The organism is Methylorubrum sp. GM97 (genome assembly GCF_024347855.1).
In the GTDB taxonomy this organism is placed as follows: Bacteria; Pseudomonadota; Alphaproteobacteria; order Rhizobiales; family Beijerinckiaceae; genus Methylobacterium; species Methylobacterium extorquens.
In genome coordinates, this window is the sequence record NZ_AP025942.1 from 2857836 (window position 1) to 2880424 (window position 22589).

Genomic DNA, 22589 nt, shown 5'->3' on the forward strand with positions numbered 1-22589 from the left:
AGGTGTTGATAAGAAGCATCAAATGATGAATTGCGTCCGTTTAGGCTCCACGGGGGTTGCGATTTCTTGCATCTGATGCCGGCGCGCTCGTGTGCAGATGCAGCAAAATTTTGCATCGCAAAATCGTTATGCTCAGTCTCAGCATATCTGGACAACGGCAGGGGTGGCGCCTAACTTAGGCGGCACAATGCTCATTTTGAGCATAAAGGAGACCGCGATGTCCGAGGCAGGATCCGCCCTTCGCGAGCCGGCCGAACGGGCCTTCCCGCTGCCCCACATCTACGAGCGCGTCAGCCGTCATGTGCCCGCGATCGAGTGGCCGGCGCTGGCTCCCGATGTCGAAGCCATCCTGCGCTTGAAACGCGAGCGCAACGCGGTGGTTCTGGCGCACAATTACCAAGCGCCGGAGATCTTCCACACCGTGGCGGACATCGTCGGCGACAGTCTCGCGCTGGCGCGTGAAGCGGCACGGGTCGATGCGGACGTCATCGTGCTGGCCGGTGTCCACTTCATGGCCGAGACCGCCAAGCTCCTGAACCCCGGCAAGACCGTGCTGATGCCCGACATGGCCGCCGGCTGCTCGCTCGCCGATTCGATCACTGCGGCCGACGTGCGCGCCCTGCGCGCCAAGTATCCGGGCGTGCCGGTTGTGACCTACGTCAACACCTCCGCCGCGGTGAAAGCCGAATCGGACGTGTGCTGCACCTCCGGCAATGCCGCCGACGTGGTGCGCGCCCTCGGGGTGCCGCGGGTTCTGATGATCCCGGACGAGTTCCTGGCCCAAAACGTCCAGAAGCAGGTGCCCGAGGTCGAGCTGCTGACCTGGGCCGGACATTGCGAGGTGCATGAGCGCTTCACCCCGGCCGACATCGCCGATGTGCGCGAAAGCTATCCCGGCATCACCGTGATCGCCCATCCGGAATGCCCGCCGGACGTGGTCGAGGCCTCGGACTTCTCCGGCTCGACGGCGATGATGATGAACTACGTCACCGAGAAGCGGCCGTCCCAGGTCGTGCTCGTGACCGAGTGCTCGATGGCCGACAACATCGCGGTGGCCAACCCCGACATCGAGTTCATCAAGCCCTGCAACCTCTGCCCGCACATGAAGCGGATCACCTTGCGCAACATCCGTGAGGCGCTGGAGACGATGACGCACGAGATCACCGTCGAGGAAGGACTGGCCGAGCGGGCCCGCCTCGCCGTCGAGCGGATGCTTGCGGTGAAGCCGACCCAGACCGTCTCACCGCGGCAGGCCGCCTGATGAGCGTCTTCGCCCGGAGTCCTGCCGACCGGGTGGTCGTGGTCGGCGCCGGGGTGGCCGGGCTCGCCACGGCCCTGCGGCTCGCGCCCCGCCCCGTCACCCTCATCACGGCCTCACCCCTCGGGGCCGGAACCGCCACGGGTTGGGCACAGGGCGGCATCGCCGCCGCGATGGGCGCGGACGATGCGCCCTCGCTCCACGCGGACGACACGCTCGCCGCGGGCGCCGGCCTGACCGAGCCGGAGGTTGCCCTGCGCGTCGCCGAGGCGGGACCGGGCCTGATCGACTGGCTCGTCGCCCTCGGCACCGGCTTCGACAGGGAGGCGGACGGCGCCCTGGCGCTCGGGCTGGAGGCCGCCCATAGCCGCCGCCGGATCGTGCGGGCGCGGGGCGACTCCACCGGCCGTACCGTGCTCGATGCGCTGGTGCGCGCCGTCCAGGCGACACCTTCGATCGAAGTTCTCGTCGCCGGACTGCACGGCCTGATGCAGGATGCCGACGGCCGCGTTTGCGGTGTCGTGTGTGAGCGCGACGGCGCGGCCTTCCGCTTGCCCGCCCGCGCCGTGGTGCTGGCGACCGGCGGCACCGGTGCGCTCTATGCCTCGACCACGAACCCGCGGGGCGCCCTCGGGCGGGGGCTTCTCGTCGCCGCGCGTGCGGGAGCCGCGTTGCGCGACCTCGAATTCGTGCAGTTCCACCCGACCGCCATCGCCGCCGGCCGCGATCCGATGCCGCTCGCGACCGAGGCGCTGCGCGGCGAAGGCGCGGTGCTGATCGATGAGGACGGCGCGCCCGTGATGGCGGGGATCGAGGGTGGTGATCTCGCCCCCCGCGACGTCGTTGCCCGAGGCATCTTCCAGGCGCTCGGCCGCGGCCGCACGGTCTATCTCGATACCCGCGGCCCGCTCGGCGCCCGCATGCCGCAGCGCTTCCCGACGGTTTTCGCCCTCTGCGCCGAGGCCGGCATCGATCCGGCGGTCCAACCGATCCCGGTCCGCCCGGCGGCACACTACCACATGGGCGGCATCCTCGTGGACGCCGCCGGCCGCAGCACCGTGCCGGGCCTCTGGGCATGCGGCGAGGTGTCCTCGACCGGTCTGCACGGCGCCAATCGGCTTGCCAGCAACTCGCTTCTCGAAGCGCTGGCCTTTGCACCGCGCATCGCCGAATCGATCGATGCCGCCTCGGCCCCGGCGAGCACGGATCGCCCGGCGCCGCTGCCGGCGATTCCACCGCAGGATGCCGCGGCGCTCGCCGAGGTTCGCGGCATCATGGAACGCTGCGTCGGCGTGGTGCGCGACGACGCCGGCCTGTCGCAGGCCATCGCCCGTCTCGCCGATCTGTCCGAGCGCGGCAGCGACGCGGCCGCCACGGGCCTGATGATCACCCGCTCCGCCCTCGATCGGTGCGAAAGCCGCGGTGCCCACTGGCGCAGCGATCATCCCGGCCAGCTCCCGGCCCGGCACTCCGTGTTCACGCCCGCCGCAGCCGACGCCCCGTGCGCGGTTCAGGAACTCACCGATGCCTGACGACGTCCTGCTGCCGCTGCCGCGCCTTCTCGTGGAGCCCGTGGTGCGGGCCGCCCTGCTCGAAGATCTCGGTCGGGCGGGAGACATCACCACGGATGCCATCGTGCCCGCGGGCGAGCGCATGGAGGCGGTCATCGCCTCCCGTCAGGACGGGGTGATCGCCGGCACCGACGCGGCCGCCATCGCGTTCGAGTTGATCGATCCGAGCCTGGCGGTTTCGGTCGAGCGGCCCGACGGATCCCGCGTCGCGCCGGGCGATACCGTGATCCGTCTCTCCGGCCCGGCGCGCGCCGTGCTCACCGCCGAGCGCGTCGCCCTCAACCTGCTCTGTCGGTTGAGCGGGGTCGCCACGGCGACGGCCTCGCTGGTCGAGGCGGCGCGGCCGCACGGCAAGGCGCGGATCGTCTGCACCCGTAAGACCACGCCGGGTTTGCGAGCGCTGGAGAAGCACGCCGTGCGCGCCGGCGGCGGCTCGAACCACCGCTTCGGGCTCGACGATGCCGTGCTGATCAAGGACAACCACGTCGCCGTCGCGGGCGGCATCATTCCCGCCATCGAGCGGGCTCGGGCGCGGACCGGGCACCTCGTCAAGATCGAGGTCGAGGTCGACACGCTTGCCCAGCTCGAAGAGGCGCTCTCGGTCGGCGCCGACGCGGTGCTTCTCGACAACATGAGCCCCGATACGTTGCGGCAGGCAGTGGCGATGGTCGACGGACGCGCCGTGACCGAGGCCTCGGGCCGGATCAATCGGGAGACCGTCGGCGCCGTGGCCGCCTCGGGCGTCGATCTGATCTCGGTCGGCTGGATCACCCACAGCTCGGCGATCATCGATTTGGGGCTCGACGCGGCGTAGCCTCGAGCTCGCCGGGACCATCCGTCCGCGTCCAGTGCCGCCGGAACGTCTGACCGTTGCGCGTTACCGTTTTCGCTTCGGCGGCCCGGAGGAGCGCTCGCGCAAGGTTCCGGCCTCCAACAATAATCCTTGCCCGCACGGCCGAGCTGCCACAGTGTGGCCACACGGTCACGACGCTGGCCGAAGCGGTGCTGCACTGCAAATCAAGCTTGGCTTTAAACCGGGAGCGTTTACGCCTTGGCGAGCGTCCGCACGGCATCGTGCGGCGGTTCTTCCACCGCGTCCCCTGTTCTTCGCCTGCCCCGAGAGGCCCTGATGCGCCGTTTCGTCTTTGCCCTGGGCGGGCTTGCCTGCGCGACGTTCGCGCTGGCAAGCCCTGCCGCAGCCTATGAGATTGACCCGCTCACGCGTCAGCCGCTGACCGAGGTTCTGACGGTGCGCGTGCGCCCGCAGAACACGTTGCCGACCGCCAACGCGGCGCTGCCGGCGGATATCCCGGGCGCGCCCACCGACCCGCTTGCGTCGACCGTGCCGCAGATGACCGCGATTCCGCGCGATACGGTTCCCTATTCCGGACCCTACGCCCCCGGCACCATCGTCGTCTCGACCACCGAGCGCCGGCTCTACCTCATCCAGCCCGGCGGCGAGGCCCTGCGCTACGGCGTCGGCGTCGGCCGTCCCGGCTTCACCTGGGGCGGCACGCAGACCGTCACGATGAAGCGCGAATGGCCCGATTGGCGCCCGCCGTCGGAGATGCTGCGTCGCCGTCCCGACCTGCCGCGCTACATGAAGGGCGGCATCGAGAATCCGCTCGGCGCGCGCGCCATGTATCTCGGCAACACGATCTACCGCATCCACGGCTCCAACGAGCCTGAGACGATCGGCACGGCGGTGTCCTCCGGCTGCATCCGCATGACCAACGAGGATGTGACGGATCTCTACAGCCGCGTGAAAGTCGGCGCCCGGGTCGTCGTCCAGCGCTGATCGCTCATCCGAGACGTAAATGAGAAAGGGCCGGCAGCGATGCCGGCCCTTTTCGTTTGGTCGTGGTCCAAGTTGGTCGCGGTCCGAGAGGGCGCCGCGTCAGCCGATCAGCAGCAGATCCAGCACGACCGCGGCGATGCCGCCCGCCACGGCCAAGCCGAGGATGACGACGCTGCTGAGCTGATCGACGGAATTCACGTCCTGACCGACGCGGTGTTGGAACTCATTCGCTGACACAAGCGACCTCCGTTGAAATCTCGCACGCCAACGGGCGGGGCGGGGGATGGTTCAATGTCGGACCGTCGCAGGCGGCCCCGAAGCCGCGTGGATCGCCGACGCGGAACCTCCCCCCGTAATACCGGTTGGCTCCCCTCAACAGGGAGGCCAACCATGGTCGATGCCAGCCAGATACGCGAGCACGCCACCGTCGTCGGTTCCGATGGCGGACATGTCGGCACGGTGGATCACGTCGGAAAAGGCGAGATCAAACTGACGAAGAGCGACGCCGATGCGGGCGGGCTCCATCACTACATCCCACTCGATCTCGTGATCGCCGTCGAGGGCGATCAGGTCCACCTCGATCGGAGTGCCGAAGAGGTCAAGAAGGAGTGGAGCACGTCGGGCGCCGCGTAAGCGAACGTCATACGCCCCGGTCGCGGTTCGAGCGTTCGAATCGATCGACCGCCCGTCTCGGCACGGAGTTCGGCCTCAGCACACGCCGATGGCCGACGCCGCGTTCATGGAGAGAATCTTGACTGCACAGAATGATCGGCCGAAATCAGAAACCGAGCCGAAGCCGATCGGTGATCCGCCCCCCGCTCCGCAGCCGCCGGCCGGAGATCCCCCGCCGCATCGGCCGGATGCGATCCCCGACGAGGATCTCGACCAGGTCGAGGAGCAGCCGAGCTGATGCGTTTCGCGGGCCACCTTCAGGCGTGGCCCGCGTCACGTTCCACGATCTGATCGCGTTCTCAGTGGCAGCCGCAACCGCCGCTTCCGCAGCCCCCGCTGCCATGGCTCGTTTTCGCGGGTGCGCTAGTCACGCGGTCCCTGGTGAGGCCACGCTCCTCCAGCTCGCGCAGATAGGTCGACCAGCGATTCCGGTACTCGCGGCCGAGATCGAACAGGTAGTCCCACCCGTAAATACCCGTATCGTGCATATCGTCGAAGAACAGCTTCACGGCGTAGTTGCCGATGGGCTCGACGGAGAGGATTGCGACATCGCGCTTGCCGCCCAGCACCTTGCGTTCGGCCGGAGAATGGCCTTGAACCTCCGCTGAGGGACTCGACACGCGCAAGTATTCGGCGGGCAGCTCGAAGCGACCGCCGCCATCGAACGCGACAGTCAGAATGCGCTTGTCTCCGGACAGGCGGATCTCGGTGGGCCAGCGCTCACTCATGACGGTCGTTCCACGCTCTCATGCCGGCGTTGCGCTCCCGCGCTTGCCGGATAATGCTACCGCCCTCATATGGATGGCGATGTTGGATCTGTCAGCCGACAAAACCACCCATGCCGGCACCGAGTCGAGTTCAGAGGCGCGTATGTGGGGCCCCGCCGACGATATCCTCGCGCCGGTCCGGCCGGCGCCGCTGATCGACCCGTTCCAGCGGGCGATCACCTATCTCCGCATCTCGGTGACGGATCGCTGCGACTTCCGCTGTGCCTATTGCATGTCAGAAGACATGCAGTTCCTGCCCAAGCGCGATCTGTTGACGCTCGAAGAACTCGATCGGCTTTGCGGCGTGTTCATCGATCGCGGGGTGCGCAAGCTGCGGATCACCGGCGGCGAGCCGCTGGTGCGCCGTGACATCATGCATCTGTTCCGGCGGCTCTCCCGCCACCTGAAGAGCGGCACCCTCGACGAGCTGACGCTGACGACCAACGGCTCCCAGCTTGCCCGCTTCGCGCCCGAACTGGCCGAACTCGGCGTGCGCCGGATCAACGTGTCGCTCGACACACTGGACCCGGACAAATTCCGTGCGATTACCCGGCGCGGCGACCTTTCGGTGGTGCTGGCGGGGATCGAAGCAGCGCGTGCCGCCGGCATCAAGGTCAAGATCAACGCCGTGGCGCTCAAGGGCGTCAACGAGGACGAGATCGCCGACATGATCGCCTGGGCCCACGGGCTCGGCATGGACATGACGCTGATCGAGGTCATGCCGCTCGGCGAGATCGAAGGCGACCGGACCGACCAGTTCCTGCCGCTGTCGATCGCCCGCGAGCGCCTGGAGCAACGCTTCACGCTGACCCCGCTGCCCGACCGCACCGGTGGCCCGGCGCGTTACGTGCGGATCGAGGAGACCGGCGGGCGGCTCGGTTTCATCACGCCGCTGACGCATAATTTCTGCGAGAGCTGCAACCGGGTCCGTCTCACCTGCACTGGCAAGCTCTATATGTGCCTCGGCCAGGAGGACGCGGCCGATCTGCGCGCGGCGCTGCGCGCCTCGCCCGACGACGCGCTGGTCACGCAGGCCGTCGTGGAGGCGATCTCCCGCAAGCCCAAGGGCCACGACTTCGTCATCGAGCGCGCCCGCCCGGCGGCCGTGCCGCGGCACATGAGCGTGACCGGGGGCTGACGCTTTTCAGCCCGCGATCGGGATCAGCGTGTCTCGAATCTCCCGGTTCGCGAGCCAGTTCTGGACGCGTTCGCAATGCGTGGCGATCTTCGGCGTGTGTGCGTAGATCGCCAGCGATCCCTCGACCATCGCCCGCAGCTCGATGCAGCGGGCGGCATCGACGAGGAAGTTCAGTCCGCCGAGCGGCGGCTTGAAGGTCGTGCTGCCGGCGACGCCGAGCCGTGCCGCGATCTCCGGATAGACCGGCCAGATGCTCCCGCTGAGTGGGTCGGGCAGGTAATCCTCGCAGGCCGCGGTTCGCGCCGGAATCTCGGCACGGTGAAGCGCGTCGCGGGCCAGATCCGCCAGCACGAACAGCTTCGGGTGATTGATCGTGTGCATGAAGCAGCCGCGGCGCATCCAGCCGGCGAACAGGTGGTCGAGGTTGAAGCCGTGCGCATGGCTCATCGCCAGCAGGGCATCGCGATTGGGAAACCAGCCGTCGAGATAGCCGACGCGCGAAAAGACCTCGGCCCGGAACAGCGAGACGATCTCATCGGCCGAGAAGCCGCGGGCGAAGCCGTAGACGATCAGCGCCGAGTGGTAGTCTCCCATCGGCGAGCCGAAGAGGCCGCCCTTATGGGCGATGTAGACGATATCCGGGTGGAAGGCCGGGAAGACGATCGTCGGCACGGGCACGACGAGCCGGGCGATCTCGAAGATCCGCGCGGGCGTCACCTCGCCGAACGGGCCGGCCTCGAACGGGAAGCAGACGGTCAGGTCGGCGTCCCGGACGGCGTCGAGCAACCGCGCGGAGCTTGAATCGAACTGCGAGAACGTCGCCGGCTCTACCGACGCGATCTCAGCATCCGGCGCAAGGAACCCCAGGCACCCCGCAAGGACGGCGACTTGGCAGTTGTTGCCGACGACGACGATTCGCCTAGCCACGGCCGCGTGCCTCCGACTGCCAGCAATTCCTCGTCGCAGACCACGGCGGCCTGCCGGGCGAACTCATGGCGTGCCTCGTGCAGGCTGCGGCTGGAGGCGGGGAGGGCGTCGTGGTCCCCGCCCTCGGTGAGATGGCGGAAGAACACCCGCATGACATGATCGACACCGTCCTTGCTGACGGACCTGAGATCGCTTTCGAGATAGCGGAAGGCGCCCTCGGGCGAGGTGATGATCTCGTAGGAGGGGAAGTACAGCGTATCGTCGCGCGTGTCGGCAAGACGCTGGGCAGCCACCCGAAGCACCGCCTTGCTGTGTATGGTCGATTGCAGCACGTGGCGCCCTTCATAGGTCGCGACAAGCGGCACCGGCGAGACCGTCAGGATCTGGCGCGCCCGCGGATTGACCGCCTTCAGGGCATCGGCGAAGGCGGAGAGGTCCGCGATCACCTCCTCGACCGGCTGGTTCCTGAAGGCGTAGGCCTCCGAATCGAAGGTGCCGGCGGCCACGCCCGGACAGAGCGGAAAGGCCGCCCCATCCGCCGTCGCTTGCCAGCCCTCGGTGAGGCCGAGAGTGAAGACGAAGACGTCGAGGCTTTCGAAGAGCCGGCGCACCTGGGCGAAGTGCTCTTGCCGCTCCGCCTCGATCGCTTCGGGGCTGGCAAAGCCTGCAGGTTCGATGCGCGGTCGGAACGGGTCGGCGAAGCGCCCGTCCGCTCGTCCCCAGGCTTCATCGGCGGGGGTGAAGCGGCCATAGGCTCGCTCGATGAGCTGCAGCAGCTGGCGCGCGGTGTAGACGTTGCCGTAGCGCGCCGAGAACAGGCGGTAGCCGCGGGCGCGAGCCTCGTCCGGCGTGACGCCTTCGGGCGCGTCTTCCGTGACGAGATAATGGTAGCCGCTTGCCTGGAGCCTGTCGGCGATGTGCTGGGCAAAGCAGCTACCCGCCGTGGCGATACGGGTCTGCCGCGTCAGCCGGAACCCATCCGGTACCGGCGGGCCGGTCATCGGGTCGAGGGCGAACAGCGGCAGCGAGCCGACGGAGCGATCCCAGAAGGCATGGTCGGCAAGACCGGAATAGGGGTTTCGGGCGCGGTCTTGCATCGGCGGGCGGACCCTAGCCGACCGGCTCCGCAGCGGCAACGTCGTCACTCGAGCCGTATCCGATCGGATTGCCTCAGGCCGGCGTCCCTTTCGCTGGAAAGTGCCCACGCGCTGCTGCGCTTTGCATTTTGAATGTCGTGCGCGCGGGGCTAGAGCACGCCCTTGGACGATCGGATACCGGAGACACCAATCCCATGGCGAAAGTCGCGTTCCTGGGCCTCGGCGTGATGGGCTCGCCGATGGCGGGGCACCTTGCGAAGAAGGGCCACGACGTCACGGTCTTCAACCGCACCGGAGCCAAGGCTGAGGCGTGGGTCGCCGCCAATGGAGGCCAAGCCGCGGCAACGCCCCGCGAGGCGGCAGCCGGATGCGCCATCGTCTTCGCCTGCGTCGGCAATGACGACGATTTGCGCTCGGTGGTGCTCGGCGCGGACGGTGCCTTTGCCGGCATGGAGAGGGGCGCGATCTTCGTCGATCACACCACTGCCTCGGCCGAGGTCGCCCGCGAACTGTCCGCGGCGGCGGACGCGGCCGGGCTTCGCTTCATCGACGCCCCGGTCTCCGGCGGTCAGGCCGGCGCGGAGAACGGCGTGCTCACCGTGATGTGCGGCGGCGAGGAGGCGACCTACGCCGAGGCCGAGCCGGTCATCATGGCCTACGCCAAGTCCTGTCGTCTGCTCGGGCCTTCCGGATCGGGCCAGCTCACCAAGATGGTCAACCAGATCGCCATTGCCGGGGCGGTGCAGGGGCTCTCGGAGGCGATCCACTTCGGTAAGCGCGCCGGCCTCGACATCGAGGCCGTGCTCGACGTGATCTCCAAGGGCGCGGCCGGCTCCTGGCAGATGGAGAATCGCGGCCGGACCATGAACGCGGACAAATTCGACTTCGGCTTCGCGGTCGAGTGGATGCGCAAGGATCTCGGCATCCTGCTCGCCGAGTCGCGCCGCAACGGCGCCCGGCTGCCGGTGACGGCGCTGGTCGATCAGTTCTACGCCGAGGTCGAGGCCATGGGCGGCAAGCGCTGGGACACCTCGTCCCTCATCGCCCGGCTGGAGCGCTGAGCCGGGCCTCGACCTGGGACCACGCTGCCTCCGGCGTGGTCCAGTGCCAATCCTCGCCCATCTGGTGGCGGAACCACGTGAATTGGCGCTTGGCGTAGCGGCGGGTGTCGCCCTGGCCGCGCTGGATCGCTTCTTCGCGGGAGATCGTCCCGTCGAGATGGGCGATCAACCCCGGCACGCCGTGGGCGCGCATCACCGGTAGCAGCGGGTCGAGACGCCGCTCCCGGAGCGCGGCGACCTCGTCGAGCGCGCCTTGCTCCATCATCGTTACGAATCGCGCGTCGATGCGCTGGCGCAGCGCTTCGCGCTCGGTGGCGAGGAAGAGCTTCAGCAGCGGCTTCCCGGCGAGCGGGCCCGGCACACGCGCCTCGTGAAACGAGCCGATGGATCGGCCGGTCGCCGCGTGGATTTCGAGCGCCCGCATCACGCGCATCCGGTCCGAGGGCCGCAGCCGCTCGGCGCTCTCGGGATCACGCAAAGCGAGCGCGGCGTGAAGCGTTTCGGTCGGCTGTCCGTCCGCCTCCGCTCGGATCTGCTGCCGGATGGCGTCGGGCACCTCCGGCAGATCCGAGATGCCCTCGTCGAGGCTACGGAAATAGAGGCCGGTGCCGCCGACGAAGACCGGCAGGGTTCCCGCATCCATCTCCGAAAGGAGCGCGGCCGCCTGCCGTTGGAAGTGCCCGACGGAGAAGTTCACCGCCCCGTCGATGCTGCCGTAGAGGCGATGGGGGGCCAGCCCTTCCTCCTCGGCGGTGGGTCGCGCCGAGAGCACGCGCAGGTCGGCGTAGACCTGCATCGAATCGGTGTTGATCACCGCGCCACCGAAGGCGCGCGCGATTTGTAACCCCAGCGCCGACTTGCCCGACGCGGTGGGCCCTGCAATGAGGATGGCGGCCGGGCGCCCTGTTTCCTGCCCGTCCGGACTTTGCACGGCACATCTCCATGACCCTCGTCGCGACGCTGATAGCAAACCCCGCTCGGCCCGCCATCACCGATGCGGTGCTCGCCGAGGCGCGCCGCGTGACGCGGACGGAGCATCAACCGCGAACGCTCCACGGTGAGGTCGCCGCCGAGCTTCTGGTGCCGGGCGCGCCCGACGAAGCGCCGGCCCTCACGGAGGCCCTGCGCGCAGCGTTCGGGTCCGAGCCGATCGACGTGGCCGTGCTCCCCCACGATCAGCACCGCCGCAAGCGGCTGTTCCTCGCCGACATGGATTCGACCATGATCGAGCAGGAATGCATCGACGAACTCGCCGATGTCGTTGGCATCAAGGATCAGGTGGCGGCGATCACCGAGCGGGCCATGCGCGGCGAGGTTGCCTTCGAGCCGGCCCTGCGCGAGCGGGTGGGACTGTTGAAAGGCCTATCCGTCGGCGTGATCGATGGTCTGATCCGCGACGCCATCCGCCTCACGCCGGGCGGCGGCACCCTCGTCGCGACGATGCGGGCGCACGGCGCCTTCACCTGTCTCGTCTCAGGTGGATTCACCCTGTTCACCGGCCCCATCGGCACCTGTCTCGGTTTCGATGAAACCCGCGCCAACCGCCTCGATGTAGCGGACGGACACCTGACGGGACGGGTGATCGAGCCGATCGTCGGCGCGGAGGCCAAGCGCGCGAGCCTCATCGAGTTGCGCGAGCGGCTGGGCCTGAGCTCTGCGGAGACGATTGCTGTCGGTGACGGGGCGAACGATTTGCCGATGCTCGGTGAGGCCGGGCTCGGTGTCGCCTTCCGCGCCAAGCCGAAGGTGGCGCAGGCGGCGCAGGTGCGAATCGAGCACGGCGACCTGACCGCGCTGCTCTACCTGCAGGGTTTCTCGACGGCGGAGTTCGTCGCCTAGTCTTTTCCGGCCACGGCCCGAAGCTTCTGGAAGCAAACCGACTGCGTGCCATCCCCTCTCCCCCGGTTCGGGAAGAGGGGATGGCAACACCGTCGGTTGGGTCGCCGCTTACTCCAACCCGATCGCCACGAAGCGCACGTCACCGTTGGTGCTGGCCACCAGCAGCAGCACCGACTTGCGGCCCTCCTTCTTGAGCGCCTCGACGCGCTTCGTCACGTCGGCCGGGTTCGAGATCGCCTCCTGGCCGACCTCGACGATCACCTCGCCCGGCTGGATGCGCTTGTCGGCGGCGGTCGAGTTCGGATCGACCTTGGTCACGACCACGCCGGTCTTAACGCTCTCCTTGATGCCATACCGGCGCCGCACCTCGTCGTTGAGGCCGGAGAGGTTGAGGCCGAGGACCTGGCGATTGACCGATTCCGCCTCCGGCTGCTTGAGGTTGGCGACCTGAGCCTTCTCGCCGTCCTCGAGGCGACCGAGCACGACAGATTTCGTCTGCTCCTCGCCCTTGCGTACGACCTGGACGTCCACGGACTTGCCCACCGGGGTCGCGGCGACGATGCGCGGCAACTCGCTGGAGGATTTCACCGGCACACCGTTGAACTTGACGATGACGTCGCCGACCTCGAGCCCCGCGGTCTTGGCCGGGCCCTTCTCGTCGACGCCGGCCACCAGCGCACCCTTAGCGCCGCCCTTCAGGCCGAGCGCCTCGGCGGTGGCCTCATCGACGTTCTGGATGCGCACGCCGATCCAGCCGCGGCGGACCTCGCCGAACTGGCGGAGTTGATCGACGACCTGACCGGCGGTTGCCGACGGCACCGCGAAGCCGATGCCGACCGAGCCGCCCGAGGGGGAAAGGATCGCGGTGTTGATGCCGATCACCTCGCCGTCCATGTTGAACAGCGGACCGCCGGAATTGCCCTTGTTGATGGCCGCATCCGTCTGGATGTAGTTGTCGTAAGGTCCGGACTCGATATTGCGGCCTCGCGCCGAGACGATGCCGGCGGAGACCGAGCCGCCGAGGCCGAACGGGTTGCCGATCGCCATCACCCAGTCGCCCGGGCGCATCTTGTCGGAATCGCCGAAGGGCACGGCCTTGAGCGGGCGCTCGGCCGTCGGCTTCACCCGAAGCAGGGCGAGGTCGATCTTCGAATCCTTGCCGATGATCTCTGCCTTGAGCTTGGTGCCGTCGCTCAGGATGACCTGAATGTCGTTGGCGTCGCCGATGACGTGGTTGTTCGTCACCACGATGCCCGAGGCGTCGATGATGAAGCCGGAGCCGAGCGAGTTCGACTTGCGCGTCGGTCCGCGCGGGCTTTCGTCATCACCCTTAGGAGCGCCCTGGCCGCGCCGCTTGAAGAACTCCTCGAAGAGATCCTCGAAGGGCGTGCCCTGAGGCAGTTGCGGCATGGTCCGGCCGCCGCGGTTGCTGGCTTCGACCGTCGTCGAGGCCGAAATGTTCACCACCGCATCCGTCACCTTGTCAGCAAGGTCGGCGAGCGATTCCGGGCCACGGGCGAAGGCGGGGAGCGGCAGGGCGGTGACCGTGACGGTGACGCCCAGCACCGCAGCGGCCAGGGCCGATGAGGCGCGCCGGGCGAACGACGGCGTTCGACCCCGGACGGCGTTCGCGGCGAGTCTCATGGACGGTTCCTCAAGCTCAAAGAGTGCCTGTTTCAGGCCGACTTATAGATTCAGCGGCCGGCACCCCGATCAAGGGTGCCGGCCGCGATGGTCGTATCGGTCGCAGATCGCTCAGCGCACGGAGCCCGAAGCCGTTGGCTCGGCGTCGTTGCGGGCACCCTGCGGACGGCGTCCCTGCGGATCGTTGAAGAAGCGGAAGAAGTCCGAGTTCGGACTCACCACGAGCCGGGTGTCCTGCCCCTTCAGCGCCTGCTCGTAAGCCTGCATCGAGCGATAGAAGGCGAAGAAGTTGGCATCCTGGCTGAACGCCTCGGCGAGGATGCGGTTTCTCTCCGCGTCGCCCTCACCGCGCAGCTCTTCCTGCTTCTGATTGGCCTCGGCCAGGATCACGACGACGTCGCGGTCGGCCTTGGCGCGGATCAGCGTCGCCGCCTGATCGCCGTTGGCGCGAATGTCGGTCGCCTCCTTCTTCCGCTCCGACGTCATGCGGTCATAGACCGCTTGGCTGTTCTTGGCGGGAAGGTCGACACGGGTCATGCGCAGATCGACGATCTCGATGCCGAGACTCTTGGCCTGCTTGTTCACGTCCTCCTGAATCGTGTTCATCAGGTCGGCACGCTCGGTCCGCACGATGGCGTCGCGGCTGGTGCGTGCCAGAACGTTGCGGAGGGCCGAGTTGGTGAAGCTCGCCAGACGCTGGTTGGCCAGGGCGATCGTCCCCGCCGCCTGGTAGAACTTCAGCGGATCGATGATCCGGTAGCGGGCGAAGGCATCCACTTCGAGGTTCTGCCGGTCGGCGGTGAGCAGGGTCTGAACCGGAAGGTCGAGGTCCAGCACCCGCTTGTCGAACAGCACGACGCTGTCGGTGAACGGCACCTTGAAGTAGAGGCCGGGCTTGTTCTGGCCCACGGGGTTCAGCACGTCGCGCACGCGGCCGAGCTGAAGCACGAGCGCCTGCTGCATCTGCCCTACGGTGAAGACGGAGGCGTAGAGGCCGATCGCGGCGACCGCCGCGAGGATGACCAAGCCGGTCCGAATGGCTGAATTGTTCATCGGCCCGTCGCTCCGTTCGTCTGCGTCCGCCCATTCTCCATCAGAGGCAGCACCGGCAGCACGCCCGCGGCGTTGGCACCGGCCACGCCACCGTTCTGATCGATGATCACCTTGTTCACGGAGCCGAGCACGCGCTCCATCGTCTCGAGGAAGATCCGCTCGCGGATGACCTCGGGCGCGACCTTGTAGGAGTCGTAGACCTGACGGAAGCGGGACGCCTGACCGGTCGCCTCGGAGGTGGCCTGGGACTTGTAGGCCTCGGCTGCCTGCATGACCTTGCTGGCATTGCCTCGGGCTTCCGGCGTCACGCGGCTGGCATAGGTCTCGGCCTCGTTACGCACCTGCTGAGCATATTGCTGCGCCGCGTTCACGTCGATGAAGGCGGGTCGCACCTCCGGGGGAGGGGTGACGCTGGTGAGCTGCACGACCTCGATCCGCACGCCCGCGCCGTACTCGTCCAGAGCGCTCTGGACGATCTCCTTGACCTCCTGAGAGATGCTGGACTGCTCGTTGGTCAGGATCGCCTGGATGTTGCGGCGGCCGATCACCTCGCGCATCGCGCTCTCGGCGATGGCCTTGATCGTCCCGTCCGGGTTGGCGAGGTTGAAGACGTAGTCCTCCGCCTTGAGGGGGTTGACGCGCCACTGCACCTCGAAATCGATATCGACGATGTTCTCGTCGCCGGTGAGCATCAGGCTCTCTTCCGGCACGTCGCGCTGACGCGTCGTGTTGCCGGCAGCCATGTAGCCGATCGGAATCGAGTTCACGATGCCGACGTTGGGCTTCTGCACCGAGCCGATCGGGTAGGGGAAGTTGTAGCGCAGGCCTTCACCGGACTGGCCGGTATAGCGCCCAAAGATCGTGTTGATGCCGACCTCGTTCGGCTTCACGATGTAGAATCCGGTCAGCAGCCACGCGCCGAGCACGAGGCCCGCTGCCAGGAGGAGTCCCTTGCCGCCGCCGAAGCCTCCGCCGGGCATGACGCCGCGGAGACGATCCTGGCCGCGCCGGAGCAGATCCTCGAGATCGGGGGCGTCTTGCCGCCGCCCCCGCCACCCCAGGGACCGCCGCCGTTACCGCCGCCGCCGCCGCCGGGACGGCCCCAGGGGCCACCTCCGCCGCCGCTCTGATTGCTCCAAGGCATTCTCGACGTGAACTCCTGCTGAAGCCGGTCCCCGCGAATGCGGACGACCCTTGCCCTAAAACCCTGGCCCTAAACGCGATCCGTCGCACCGCTACGGGGCGGGAAAAGCCGGTTTTCCCAATTTTCCCAAGCGCCAGAACGCGTTTGCAGTGCCGCAGGGACGCTGCGCACCTGAGTGGCGCCGCGCAGTCCTGTCAAGGCTGGCAGGTGGGCCCACACCGCGTCAACCGCAACGGCCATTCGTGCAACGAAACTCTTTCCGCCCCTGCGGCCAAAGCGCCGGATGCCTGGTCAACGGCTGCCCAACCGCTCCAAGTCCACGAATTGAAACGCGAACTCGTCGCGCTCGCCGGGGCCGTGCGCCTCGCGCAATGTCTCACGGAAGAGAGACCGGTCGAAGGGCGGAAAGTACGCATCGCCCTCAGGCGCCGCATCGACTTCGGTGAGATGCAGCCGGTCGGCATGGGGTAGGGCGAGCCGGTAGATCTCGGCGCCACCCACCACCATCAGTTCGTCGTCCCCGGCGGCGGCGAGCGCTTCGTCCCAATCATGCACGACGGTCACGTCGGAGAGGGCGAGGCTGCGGTCGCGGGTGATGACCAGACTGCGCCGTCCGGGCAGGGGGCGGCCGATCGAATCCCAGGTCTTGCGCCCCATCAGGATCGGCTTGCCCATGGTGAGCGCCTTGAAGCGCTTCAGGTCGCTGGAAAGCCGCCACGCGAGGCTGTTGTCGCGGCCGATCACGCCGTTGCGGGCGATGGCCGCGACCAGAGAGATGCGGGGTTGAGCCATCAGACCGCCACCGGTGCCTTGATCGCGGGATGCGGTTCGTAGCCTTCGATCACGATGTCCTCGAAGCGGAAGTCGAACAGCGAGCGCACCTCCGGGTTCAATCGCAGCCGGGGCAGGGGCCGCGGCTCGCGCGAAAGCTGGAGGTGGGTCTGCTCCAGATGGTTGGCGTAGAGATGCGCGTCGCCGAAGGTATGGACGAAGTCGCCGGCCTTGAGCCCGGTCACCTGTGCCATCATCGCGGTGAGCAGGGCGTAGCTCGCGATGTTGAACGGAACGCCGAGGAAGGCGTCGGCCGAGCGCTGGTAGAGCTGGCAGGAGAGGCGCCCGTCCGCCACGTAGAACTGGAACAGGCAGTGGCAGGGGGCGAGCGCCATCCGATCGAGGTCGGCCGGGTTCCAGGCCGAGACGATGAGGCGGCGCGAATCCGGGTTGCGGGCGATCTCGTCGAGGATCCAGGCGATCTGATCGACGGTGCCGCCGTCGGGCTTCGCCCAGGAGCGCCACTGCTTCCCGTAGACGGGGCCGAGATCGCCATTCGCGTCGGCCCACTCGTCCCAGATCGTGACGCCGTTCTCCTTGAGATAGGCGACGTTGGTGTCGCCCTTCAGGAACCACAGCAGCTCGTGGATGATCGAGCGCAGGTGGAGCTGCTTCGTCGTCACCAGGGGAAAGCCGTCCGCCAGATCGAACCGCATCTGGTGGCCGAACACCGAGAGTGTGCCCGTGCCGGTTCGGTCCTCCTTGCGGACGCCCTCGGACAGGATGCGGGTGAGCAGATCGTGATAGGCGCGCATGGCTCCTCAGGTCTGGCGGCTGCCCCGGCGGATGTCGAGTCGGGCCTGCCCGCCGTCCCGGCTTTCCCCCGGTCTTGGTTACGCGGGCTACCGAAGCAGGCTCGGACCGAGCTGGTAGGCGAGCAAACAGAAATTGCTCCAGCCGTGGAGCAGGATGCAGGGCCAGAGCCGGCCGGTGCGCCAGCGCAGCCAGCCGAGGGTGAGCGCGAGCGGCAACAGGGTCAGCGGCCGGGCGAGCGCGCTCTTGGCACCCGGATCGAGGGAGACGTGGGCGAGGCAGAACAGGAGCGCCGTCGCCACGATCGTTCCCGCCGGCCCGAGGAAAGCGCTGGCCCGCGCGAAGGTCTCGCCCCGCAGCAGCAATTCCTCCGCGACCGGGGCCAGCACCACGACGAAGGCGAACCACAGGCCGAGCATCGTCGGGTTCAGGAAGGGCGAGAGACGGACCCCGCTACCGAAATTCATGTGGAGTGCCGCCGCCGTCGTCGTCACCCAGGCGATGTGGATCATCGGCCAGAGCGGGAGCAGCAGCCAGAGCCGCCGCATCGGCAAACGGGGTTCCAAGGGGCGGGCCAGTCCGAGCCGCTGGCGCCAGGCGGCGCCGCCGGCCCAGGCGGCGAGCCCGATCACGAGCGCGGCCATCAGCACTTGCCGCAGGGCGTCCATCATGACGCCGCGCCCGGTCACCTCCGACAGGGGCAGCCGCGGGCGCGCGGCGGCGTTCGTGAACGGGTCGATGCCGAGCCGCAGATCGCCGCCGACACGTACGATGAGGATGGCGAGGCCGCTCGCCAGAAGCAGGATGGCGAGTGGGACCGCGATGAGCAGCAGCACCCGGCCGAACCATGACAAACCCGCTGCGAGCGGGGGTTTCGACGGGCGTGCGTCGGCGGCGGCGGGCGGCATATCGGCCACGCTCGCAACGCGGAGCGGGTCTGAGCGCAGATCGCTCTTCAAAACCGCCGTCGGCCTCTCTATATTGGCTTTGCCGGTCGCAAGGCCGGCTATGGCGATAAACGTTCTTCGAAATAAACCTATCGGACCCGGGGGCGGTACCCGGCGCCTCCACCCGAACCCAGGACCGATGGCCGCACGGCCTCAGCGTGTTGGGTTCCGGCGGGGGCGAAATAGGATCGACGAGGGCGTAAAGGGTGAACTTTCGCTCGGCATGGTTCCGCCGTTATCGGGCCTTTGCAATAGTTGCCAACGACAACTTTGCTCCGGTGGCTGTCGCCGCGTAAGCGGTGCCAAAAACCGACCTAAAGTCCTAGCGGGTAGCACCGCATAGGCGGGGTTCGGAGGTACCTGGCAACAGAAACCTCCACTCAATTTCCACGACCCGGCGCAGCCCAATCCCGGCCGTGACCGGTGAAGCGAGCGCCGATGGCCGAAGATCTGATCCGTTACGATCTCCTGGTTCAGGACGCCCTGCGCGGTGTCGTGCGCAAGGTGCTGACCGACGCCGCGCGTGAAGGGCTGTCGGGCGAGCATCACTTCTACATCTCGTTCCGCACCGAGGCGCCGGGTGTGCGCATGTCGCAGCGCCTGCGCGAGAAGTACCCGCAGGACATGACGATTGTCCTGCAGCACCAGTTCTGGGATCTCGGCGTGACCGAGCACAGCTTCGAGGTCGGGCTGTCGTTCTCGGGCGTGCCGGAGCGGCTGCTGATCCCGTTCGACGCGCTGTCCGGCTTCTTCGATCCGTCGGTGCAATTCGGCCTCAAGTTCGATTTGAACGAGGGTGCCGAGGGCGAGCAGGCGGAGGAGACGCAGCCGAGTGCACCGGCCAAGGCCGGCCCGCGCGGAGCGGGCTCCGAGCCTGCCGAGATCAAGCCGAAGAGCACGGGTCTCGCCACGGTGCAGAACGGTCCGAAGATCGTTCCGGCCCTTCCCGCCTCCGGAAAGGCGAAGACGGATCTCAAGCCGGACAACAAGCCCGAGGACGGCGCCGAGGCCAAGCCTGAAGCCGCCGAGAAGACCGATCGCGACGGCACCGCAGAGGTCGTGAGCCTCGACGCCTTCCGTAAGAAGAACTGAGTCTTTTTCTCCCGCGACCGCTCCTCCTCCGGGGGGAGCGGTCGCGTGCGTTAGGCGCGCCGCTGCGCCAGCATCCGCAGGCCGTCCTTCGGCCGCAGCGTCACGCGGTGGAGCGGCGTGACCGGAGGATGATCCGCCGGCAAGGTGAACCGCACCGCACGCGCTACGTGAGCCAGCACCAGCGTCGCCTCCTGCACCGAAAAGCTCTGGCCAATGCAAACGCGCGGACCCGCCCCGAACGGCAGGTAGGCGAAGCGTTCGACGCTTTCGCGCCGCTCCCCGAGGAAGCGCTCGGGGATGAAGGCGTCCGGCTCATCCCACAGCTTGCGGTGCCGGTGCATCACCCAGGGCGCGATGATGACGGTCGAGTTGCGGGGGATCTTCACCCGCCCGATCCGATCCTCGCGGAGCGCTTGGCGGCTGAGGAACGGCACCGGCGGGAACAGCCGCATCGTCTCCTCCATCACCGCCTTGGTGAAGGGCAGCCGGTCGAGTTGCAGCGCGCCGCCCTCGCCTGCGGCGGCATCGACCTCCGCTTCCATACGCGCCCGCGCCGCCTCATCCTGCGACAGGCAGTAGAGCGCCCAGGTCAGGGCGTTGGCCGTGGTCTCGTGGCCGGCGGCGATGAAGGTGACGATGTTGGCCTTCACTTCAAGGTCGGAGAGGCCGCGACCGGTCTCCGGGTCCTGGGCGGCCAGCAGCAGGGTCATCAGATCGTGTGGCGCCTCGCCGCGGGCGAGTGCCGCCTTGCGCTCGTCGAGGAGGGTATCGACCACCTCGGCGAAGAACCGCAAAGCCGGCCGGGCCCGCAGCCGGCCGAGCCGCGGCACGAAGGCGGGGAAGCCGAACACGTCGAGGGGGTCGATCGGTCCGATCGATTCGAGCAGGCGGGTGATGGCGCGTCCGAGCGCATCGGGATCGCCGGGCAGGCCTTGCGTGAAGATCGTCCGCTCCAGCACGTCGAGGGTGGCGCGGGTCATCTCCAGGGCGACATCGACGGTGGCACCGTCGCGCCGGGCGAGCCGCCGGCCGAGCCGCGCGCCGGCGGCATCCATCTGCGCGACGAAGCCCGCCACATGGCGCGCGGAAAAAATCGGTGCCAGCGTGCGCCGCTGAAGCCGCCACTCGTCGCCTTCCGCCGTGAGCAGGCCGTCGCCGAGACCCGGCGCCAGCACCCGCTTCTGCAGGTCGTCCTTGCGGTAGTGGGCGGCGCGCTCCACCAGCAGGTAGCGTACCAGCGCCGGGTCGCTCACGACGGTGATGCGCCCCATCGCCGTCTCGCCCGCGACGACGAATTCCTCGAAATGCGCGTCCATCCACGTCGCGATCGGGTTCTCGCGCACCTTTTTCAGGAAAGCGAAGAGACCGAGCGGCTGCGTGAGCGGCGGCGGCACCTTGGGCCGGAAAAGCGGTGTGGTCGTCGGAGGCGCGAGGGGCAGCGTATCCAGCATCGGCAGGCGAACAACCTCGGCGGTAACGGAGTGCGCGATGCGTCATCCCCCGTTCGGGGCCGGCATCGCGCTTGTCATCGTGCTTCGTTAAGTAGGGCCGCATCAGAGCCAACGAAGAGGCCACGATGTCGCCGCACGAGAACCCTTCCGTCGAGACGCGTACCGAGTCCGACACCTTCGGCCCGATCGAAGTGCCCGCCCACCGCTACTGGGGCGCCCAGACGCAGCGCTCGATCCAGAACTTCAAGATCGGCACCGAGCGCCAGCCGGCGCCGCTCGTCCATGCGCTCGGCATCGTCAAGCAGGCCGCCGCGCTGGTGAACAAGGATCTCGGCGGCCTCGATCCGAAGATCGCCGACGCGATCGCCGAATCCGCTGCCGAAGTGGTCGCCGGAAAGCACGACGACGAGTTCCCGCTGGTGGTGTGGCAGACGGGCTCGGGCACGCAGTCCAACATGAACGCCAACGAGGTGATCGCGAGCCTCGCAAACGAGCGGCTCGGGGCAAGCGCGGCGGCAAGTCGCCGGTCCACCCCAACGATCATTGCAACCGCGGCCAGTCCTCAAACGACACCTTCCCCACCGCCATGCACATCGCGGTCGCCCGCGAGGTTCAGGAGCGGCTGCTGCCGGCGCTCTCCCACCTGCACACCGCGCTCGATGCCAAGGCGAAGGAGTTCGAGAGCATCGTCAAGATCGGCCGCACGCACTTGCAGGATGCGACGCCGGTCTCGCTCGGCCAGGAATTCTCCGGTTACGCCGCGCAGGTCGCGCTCGGTGGCGCGCGCATCGCCGCCACGCTCCCCGGCGTGCTGGCGCTGGCGCAGGGCGGCACCGCCGTCGGCACCGGCCTCAATGCGCATCCGGAATTCGCGGAGCGGTTTGCGGCCAAGGTCGCGGAGCTGACCGGGCTGCCCTTTACCTCGGCCGAGAACAAGTTCGAGGCGCTGGCCACCCACGACGCCCTCGTCTTCCTTCAGGGCGCGCTGACGGCTTTGGCATCGGGCCTCTTCAAGATCGCCAACGACATCCGCCTGCTCGGCTCCGGCCCGCGCTCGGGCCTCGGCGAATTGTCGCTGCCGGAGAACGAGCCCGGCTCGTCGATCATGCCGGGCAAGGTCAACCCGACCCAGTGCGAGGCGCTGACGATGGTCTGCGCGCAGGTGGTCGGCAACGGCACCACGGTGAGCTTTGCCGGCTCACAGGGTCATTTCGAGCTCAACGTGTTCAAGCCGGTGATCGCCAACGCGGTGCTGCAATCGGTGCGGATTCTGGCCGACGCCTCAGTCAGCTTCACCGACAATTGCGTCGTCGGCATCAAGGCCAACACCGACCGGATCAGCGACCTGATGAGCCGCTCGCTCATGCTGGTGACCGCGCTCGCGCCCTCGATCGGCTACGACAAGGCCGCCGAGATCGCCAAGACCGCGCACAAGAACGGCACCACCCTGAAGGAAGAGGCGCTGCGGCTCGGCTACGTCACGGACGAGGAGTTCGAGCGGGTCGTACGCCCCGAAACCATGCTGGCGCCGAGCGCGGAATAAGCG

General features: G+C 68.0%; 21 protein-coding genes, 1 other RNA gene and 2 pseudogenes. 12 read left to right on the top strand and 12 right to left on the bottom strand.

The window, feature by feature from the left end:
- Positions 1–217 precede the first annotated feature (217 nt).
- The 4 genes from nadA (at position 218) to MSPGM_RS13200 (ending at position 4627) form a co-directional block, all read left to right on the top strand.
- Positions 218–1261: a quinolinate synthase NadA gene (gene nadA / locus MSPGM_RS13185; protein ID WP_012753089.1), complete on the top strand. Its 1044-nt coding sequence runs from the start codon at positions 218–220 to the stop codon at positions 1259–1261.
- Complete coding sequence (locus MSPGM_RS13190; protein ID WP_012753090.1) at positions 1261–2790, top strand: L-aspartate oxidase; 1530 nt, start codon at positions 1261–1263, stop codon at positions 2788–2790. The genes nadA and MSPGM_RS13190 overlap by 1 nt, the downstream gene beginning before the upstream one ends.
- Positions 2783–3643 carry a carboxylating nicotinate-nucleotide diphosphorylase gene (gene nadC / locus MSPGM_RS13195; RefSeq protein WP_003597745.1) on the top strand — a complete coding sequence of 287 codons (861 nt, stop codon included), beginning with the start codon at positions 2783–2785 and terminating at the stop codon, positions 3641–3643. Before MSPGM_RS13190 ends, nadC begins: the two co-directional genes overlap by 8 nt.
- Positions 3644–3958: 315 nt before the next feature.
- On the top strand, positions 3959–4627 hold the full coding sequence (locus MSPGM_RS13200) for a L,D-transpeptidase (protein ID WP_003597748.1): 669 nt from the start codon (positions 3959–3961) through the stop codon (positions 4625–4627).
- Between the two features lie 99 nt (positions 4628–4726).
- Here the strand turns inward: MSPGM_RS13200 and MSPGM_RS13205 are convergent, their stop codons facing one another.
- The gene (locus MSPGM_RS13205) at positions 4727–4864 is read right to left on the bottom strand and encodes a hypothetical protein (protein WP_015951148.1); all 138 of its coding nucleotides are present in this window, start codon (positions 4862–4864) and stop codon (positions 4727–4729) included.
- A gap of 153 nt (positions 4865–5017) precedes the next feature.
- Here MSPGM_RS13205 and MSPGM_RS13210 point away from each other — a divergent pair, with 153 nt between their 5' ends.
- Positions 5018–5260: a DUF2171 domain-containing protein gene (locus MSPGM_RS13210; RefSeq protein WP_003597752.1), complete on the top strand. Its 243-nt coding sequence runs from the start codon at positions 5018–5020 to the stop codon at positions 5258–5260.
- Positions 5261–5348: 88 nt separating this feature from the next.
- The gene (locus MSPGM_RS13215) at positions 5349–5537 is read left to right on the top strand and encodes a hypothetical protein (protein ID WP_043706784.1); all 189 of its coding nucleotides are present in this window, start codon (positions 5349–5351) and stop codon (positions 5535–5537) included.
- Between the two features lie 61 nt (positions 5538–5598).
- Here the strand turns inward: MSPGM_RS13215 and MSPGM_RS13220 are convergent, their stop codons facing one another.
- Positions 5599–6027 carry a gamma-butyrobetaine hydroxylase-like domain-containing protein gene (locus tag MSPGM_RS13220; RefSeq protein WP_003597754.1) on the bottom strand — a complete coding sequence of 143 codons (429 nt, stop codon included), beginning with the start codon at positions 6025–6027 and terminating at the stop codon, positions 5599–5601.
- A 142-nt stretch (positions 6028–6169) separates the two neighbouring features.
- On the opposite strand from MSPGM_RS13220, the gene moaA reads away from it, so the two are divergent.
- The gene (gene moaA / locus MSPGM_RS13225; RefSeq protein ID WP_012753092.1) at positions 6170–7204 is read left to right on the top strand and encodes a GTP 3',8-cyclase MoaA; all 1035 of its coding nucleotides are present in this window, start codon (positions 6170–6172) and stop codon (positions 7202–7204) included.
- A gap of 6 nt (positions 7205–7210) precedes the next feature.
- On the opposite strand, the gene MSPGM_RS13230 is transcribed toward moaA, so the two are convergent.
- Complete coding sequence (locus MSPGM_RS13230; RefSeq protein ID WP_012753093.1) at positions 7211–8131, bottom strand: WcbI family polysaccharide biosynthesis putative acetyltransferase; 921 nt, start codon at positions 8129–8131, stop codon at positions 7211–7213.
- The gene (locus tag MSPGM_RS13235; protein ID WP_003597757.1) at positions 8032–9228 is read right to left on the bottom strand and encodes a GSCFA domain-containing protein; all 1197 of its coding nucleotides are present in this window, start codon (positions 9226–9228) and stop codon (positions 8032–8034) included. The genes MSPGM_RS13230 and MSPGM_RS13235 overlap by 100 nt, the downstream gene beginning before the upstream one ends.
- Positions 9229–9422: 194 nt before the next feature.
- Between MSPGM_RS13235 and MSPGM_RS13240 the strand changes: the two genes are divergently transcribed.
- Positions 9423–10289 (top strand): NAD(P)-dependent oxidoreductase, encoded by an 867-nt coding sequence (locus MSPGM_RS13240; protein ID WP_012753094.1) that lies wholly within the window; start codon positions 9423–9425, stop codon positions 10287–10289.
- Here the strand turns inward: MSPGM_RS13240 and miaA are convergent.
- Complete coding sequence (gene miaA, locus MSPGM_RS13245; RefSeq protein ID WP_003597759.1) at positions 10267–11220, bottom strand: tRNA (adenosine(37)-N6)-dimethylallyltransferase MiaA; 954 nt, start codon at positions 11218–11220, stop codon at positions 10267–10269. The two genes, MSPGM_RS13240 and miaA, sit on opposite strands and share 23 nt — an antisense overlap.
- An 11-nt stretch (positions 11221–11231) precedes the next feature.
- Here miaA and serB point away from each other — a divergent pair, with 11 nt between their 5' ends.
- On the top strand, positions 11232–12128 hold the full coding sequence (serB, locus tag MSPGM_RS13250) for a phosphoserine phosphatase SerB (RefSeq protein WP_003597760.1): 897 nt from the start codon (positions 11232–11234) through the stop codon (positions 12126–12128).
- A gap of 108 nt (positions 12129–12236) precedes the next feature.
- On the opposite strand, the gene MSPGM_RS13255 is transcribed toward serB, so the two are convergent.
- The 6 genes and pseudogenes from MSPGM_RS13255 to MSPGM_RS13280 all read right to left on the bottom strand — a co-directional run bounded on the left by MSPGM_RS13255 (position 12237) and on the right by MSPGM_RS13280 (position 18461).
- Complete coding sequence (locus MSPGM_RS13255) at positions 12237–13772, bottom strand: Do family serine endopeptidase (RefSeq protein ID WP_003597763.1); 1536 nt, start codon at positions 13770–13772, stop codon at positions 12237–12239.
- Positions 13773–13883: 111 nt separating this feature from the next.
- Complete coding sequence (gene hflC, locus MSPGM_RS13260; protein ID WP_003597764.1) at positions 13884–14825, bottom strand: protease modulator HflC; 942 nt, start codon at positions 14823–14825, stop codon at positions 13884–13886.
- Positions 14822–15969: pseudogene (gene hflK / locus MSPGM_RS13265) on the bottom strand (FtsH protease activity modulator HflK). The gene hflC and the pseudogene hflK overlap by 4 nt, the downstream one beginning before the upstream one ends.
- Before the next feature lie 291 nt (positions 15970–16260).
- Positions 16261–16761, bottom strand: coding sequence for a dihydrofolate reductase (locus MSPGM_RS13270; protein WP_003597767.1), 501 nt, complete (start codon positions 16759–16761; stop codon positions 16261–16263).
- The gene (locus tag MSPGM_RS13275) at positions 16761–17555 is read right to left on the bottom strand and encodes a thymidylate synthase (RefSeq protein ID WP_003597769.1); all 795 of its coding nucleotides are present in this window, start codon (positions 17553–17555) and stop codon (positions 16761–16763) included. The genes MSPGM_RS13270 and MSPGM_RS13275 overlap by 1 nt, the downstream gene beginning before the upstream one ends.
- Before the next feature lie 87 nt (positions 17556–17642).
- The gene (locus tag MSPGM_RS13280) at positions 17643–18461 is read right to left on the bottom strand and encodes a CPBP family intramembrane glutamic endopeptidase (RefSeq protein WP_043766892.1); all 819 of its coding nucleotides are present in this window, start codon (positions 18459–18461) and stop codon (positions 17643–17645) included.
- 42 nt (positions 18462–18503) lie between these two features.
- On the opposite strand from MSPGM_RS13280, the gene ssrA reads away from it, so the two are divergent.
- Positions 18504–18881, top strand: a transfer-messenger RNA (tmRNA) gene (gene ssrA, locus MSPGM_RS13285).
- A 57-nt stretch (positions 18882–18938) separates the two neighbouring features.
- A complete protein-coding gene (locus MSPGM_RS13290) occupies positions 18939–19592 on the top strand; it encodes an SspB family protein (protein WP_003597772.1) in 654 nt (217 codons plus the stop codon).
- A 50-nt stretch (positions 19593–19642) separates the two neighbouring features.
- Here MSPGM_RS13290 and MSPGM_RS13295 read toward each other — a convergent pair whose 3' ends face one another.
- On the bottom strand, positions 19643–21043 hold the full coding sequence (locus tag MSPGM_RS13295) for a cytochrome P450 (RefSeq protein ID WP_003597774.1): 1401 nt from the start codon (positions 21041–21043) through the stop codon (positions 19643–19645).
- A gap of 125 nt (positions 21044–21168) precedes the next feature.
- Here MSPGM_RS13295 and fumC point away from each other — a divergent pair.
- Positions 21169–22586 (top strand): annotated as a pseudogene (gene fumC / locus MSPGM_RS13300) (class II fumarate hydratase).
- Positions 22587–22589 lie beyond the last annotated feature (3 nt).

Excerpts from the sequence above, each read along its gene's own strand:
- moaA (WP_012753092.1), top strand. The coding sequence starts at position 6,170 with ATGTGGGGCCCCGCCGACGATATCCTCGCGCCGGTCCGGCCGGCGCCG.
- MSPGM_RS13275 (WP_003597769.1), bottom strand. The coding sequence starts at position 17,555 with ATGCGCGCCTATCACGATCTGCTCACCCGCATCCTGTCCGAGGGCGTC.
- nadA (WP_012753089.1), top strand. The coding sequence starts at position 218 with ATGTCCGAGGCAGGATCCGCCCTTCGCGAGCCGGCCGAACGGGCCTTC.
- MSPGM_RS13200 (WP_003597748.1), top strand. The coding sequence starts at position 3,959 with ATGCGCCGTTTCGTCTTTGCCCTGGGCGGGCTTGCCTGCGCGACGTTC.
- MSPGM_RS13240 (WP_012753094.1), top strand. The coding sequence starts at position 9,423 with ATGGCGAAAGTCGCGTTCCTGGGCCTCGGCGTGATGGGCTCGCCGATG.
- MSPGM_RS13235 (WP_003597757.1), bottom strand. The coding sequence starts at position 9,228 with ATGCAAGACCGCGCCCGAAACCCCTATTCCGGTCTTGCCGACCATGCC.
- MSPGM_RS13215 (WP_043706784.1), top strand. The coding sequence starts at position 5,349 with ATGGCCGACGCCGCGTTCATGGAGAGAATCTTGACTGCACAGAATGAT.
- MSPGM_RS13210 (WP_003597752.1), top strand. The coding sequence starts at position 5,018 with ATGGTCGATGCCAGCCAGATACGCGAGCACGCCACCGTCGTCGGTTCC.
- MSPGM_RS13220 (WP_003597754.1), bottom strand. The coding sequence starts at position 6,027 with ATGAGTGAGCGCTGGCCCACCGAGATCCGCCTGTCCGGAGACAAGCGC.
- MSPGM_RS13255 (WP_003597763.1), bottom strand. The coding sequence starts at position 13,772 with ATGAGACTCGCCGCGAACGCCGTCCGGGGTCGAACGCCGTCGTTCGCC.
- hflC (WP_003597764.1), bottom strand. The coding sequence starts at position 14,825 with ATGAACAATTCAGCCATTCGGACCGGCTTGGTCATCCTCGCGGCGGTC.
- serB (WP_003597760.1), top strand. The coding sequence starts at position 11,232 with ATGACCCTCGTCGCGACGCTGATAGCAAACCCCGCTCGGCCCGCCATC.
- nadC (WP_003597745.1), top strand. The coding sequence starts at position 2,783 with ATGCCTGACGACGTCCTGCTGCCGCTGCCGCGCCTTCTCGTGGAGCCC.
- MSPGM_RS13290 (WP_003597772.1), top strand. The coding sequence starts at position 18,939 with ATGGCCGAAGATCTGATCCGTTACGATCTCCTGGTTCAGGACGCCCTG.
- MSPGM_RS13280 (WP_043766892.1), bottom strand. The coding sequence starts at position 18,461 with ATGCCGCCCGCCGCCGCCGACGCACGCCCGTCGAAACCCCCGCTCGCA.
- MSPGM_RS13295 (WP_003597774.1), bottom strand. The coding sequence starts at position 21,043 with ATGCTGGATACGCTGCCCCTCGCGCCTCCGACGACCACACCGCTTTTC.
- MSPGM_RS13190 (WP_012753090.1), top strand. The coding sequence starts at position 1,261 with ATGAGCGTCTTCGCCCGGAGTCCTGCCGACCGGGTGGTCGTGGTCGGC.
- MSPGM_RS13270 (WP_003597767.1), bottom strand. The coding sequence starts at position 16,761 with ATGGCTCAACCCCGCATCTCTCTGGTCGCGGCCATCGCCCGCAACGGC.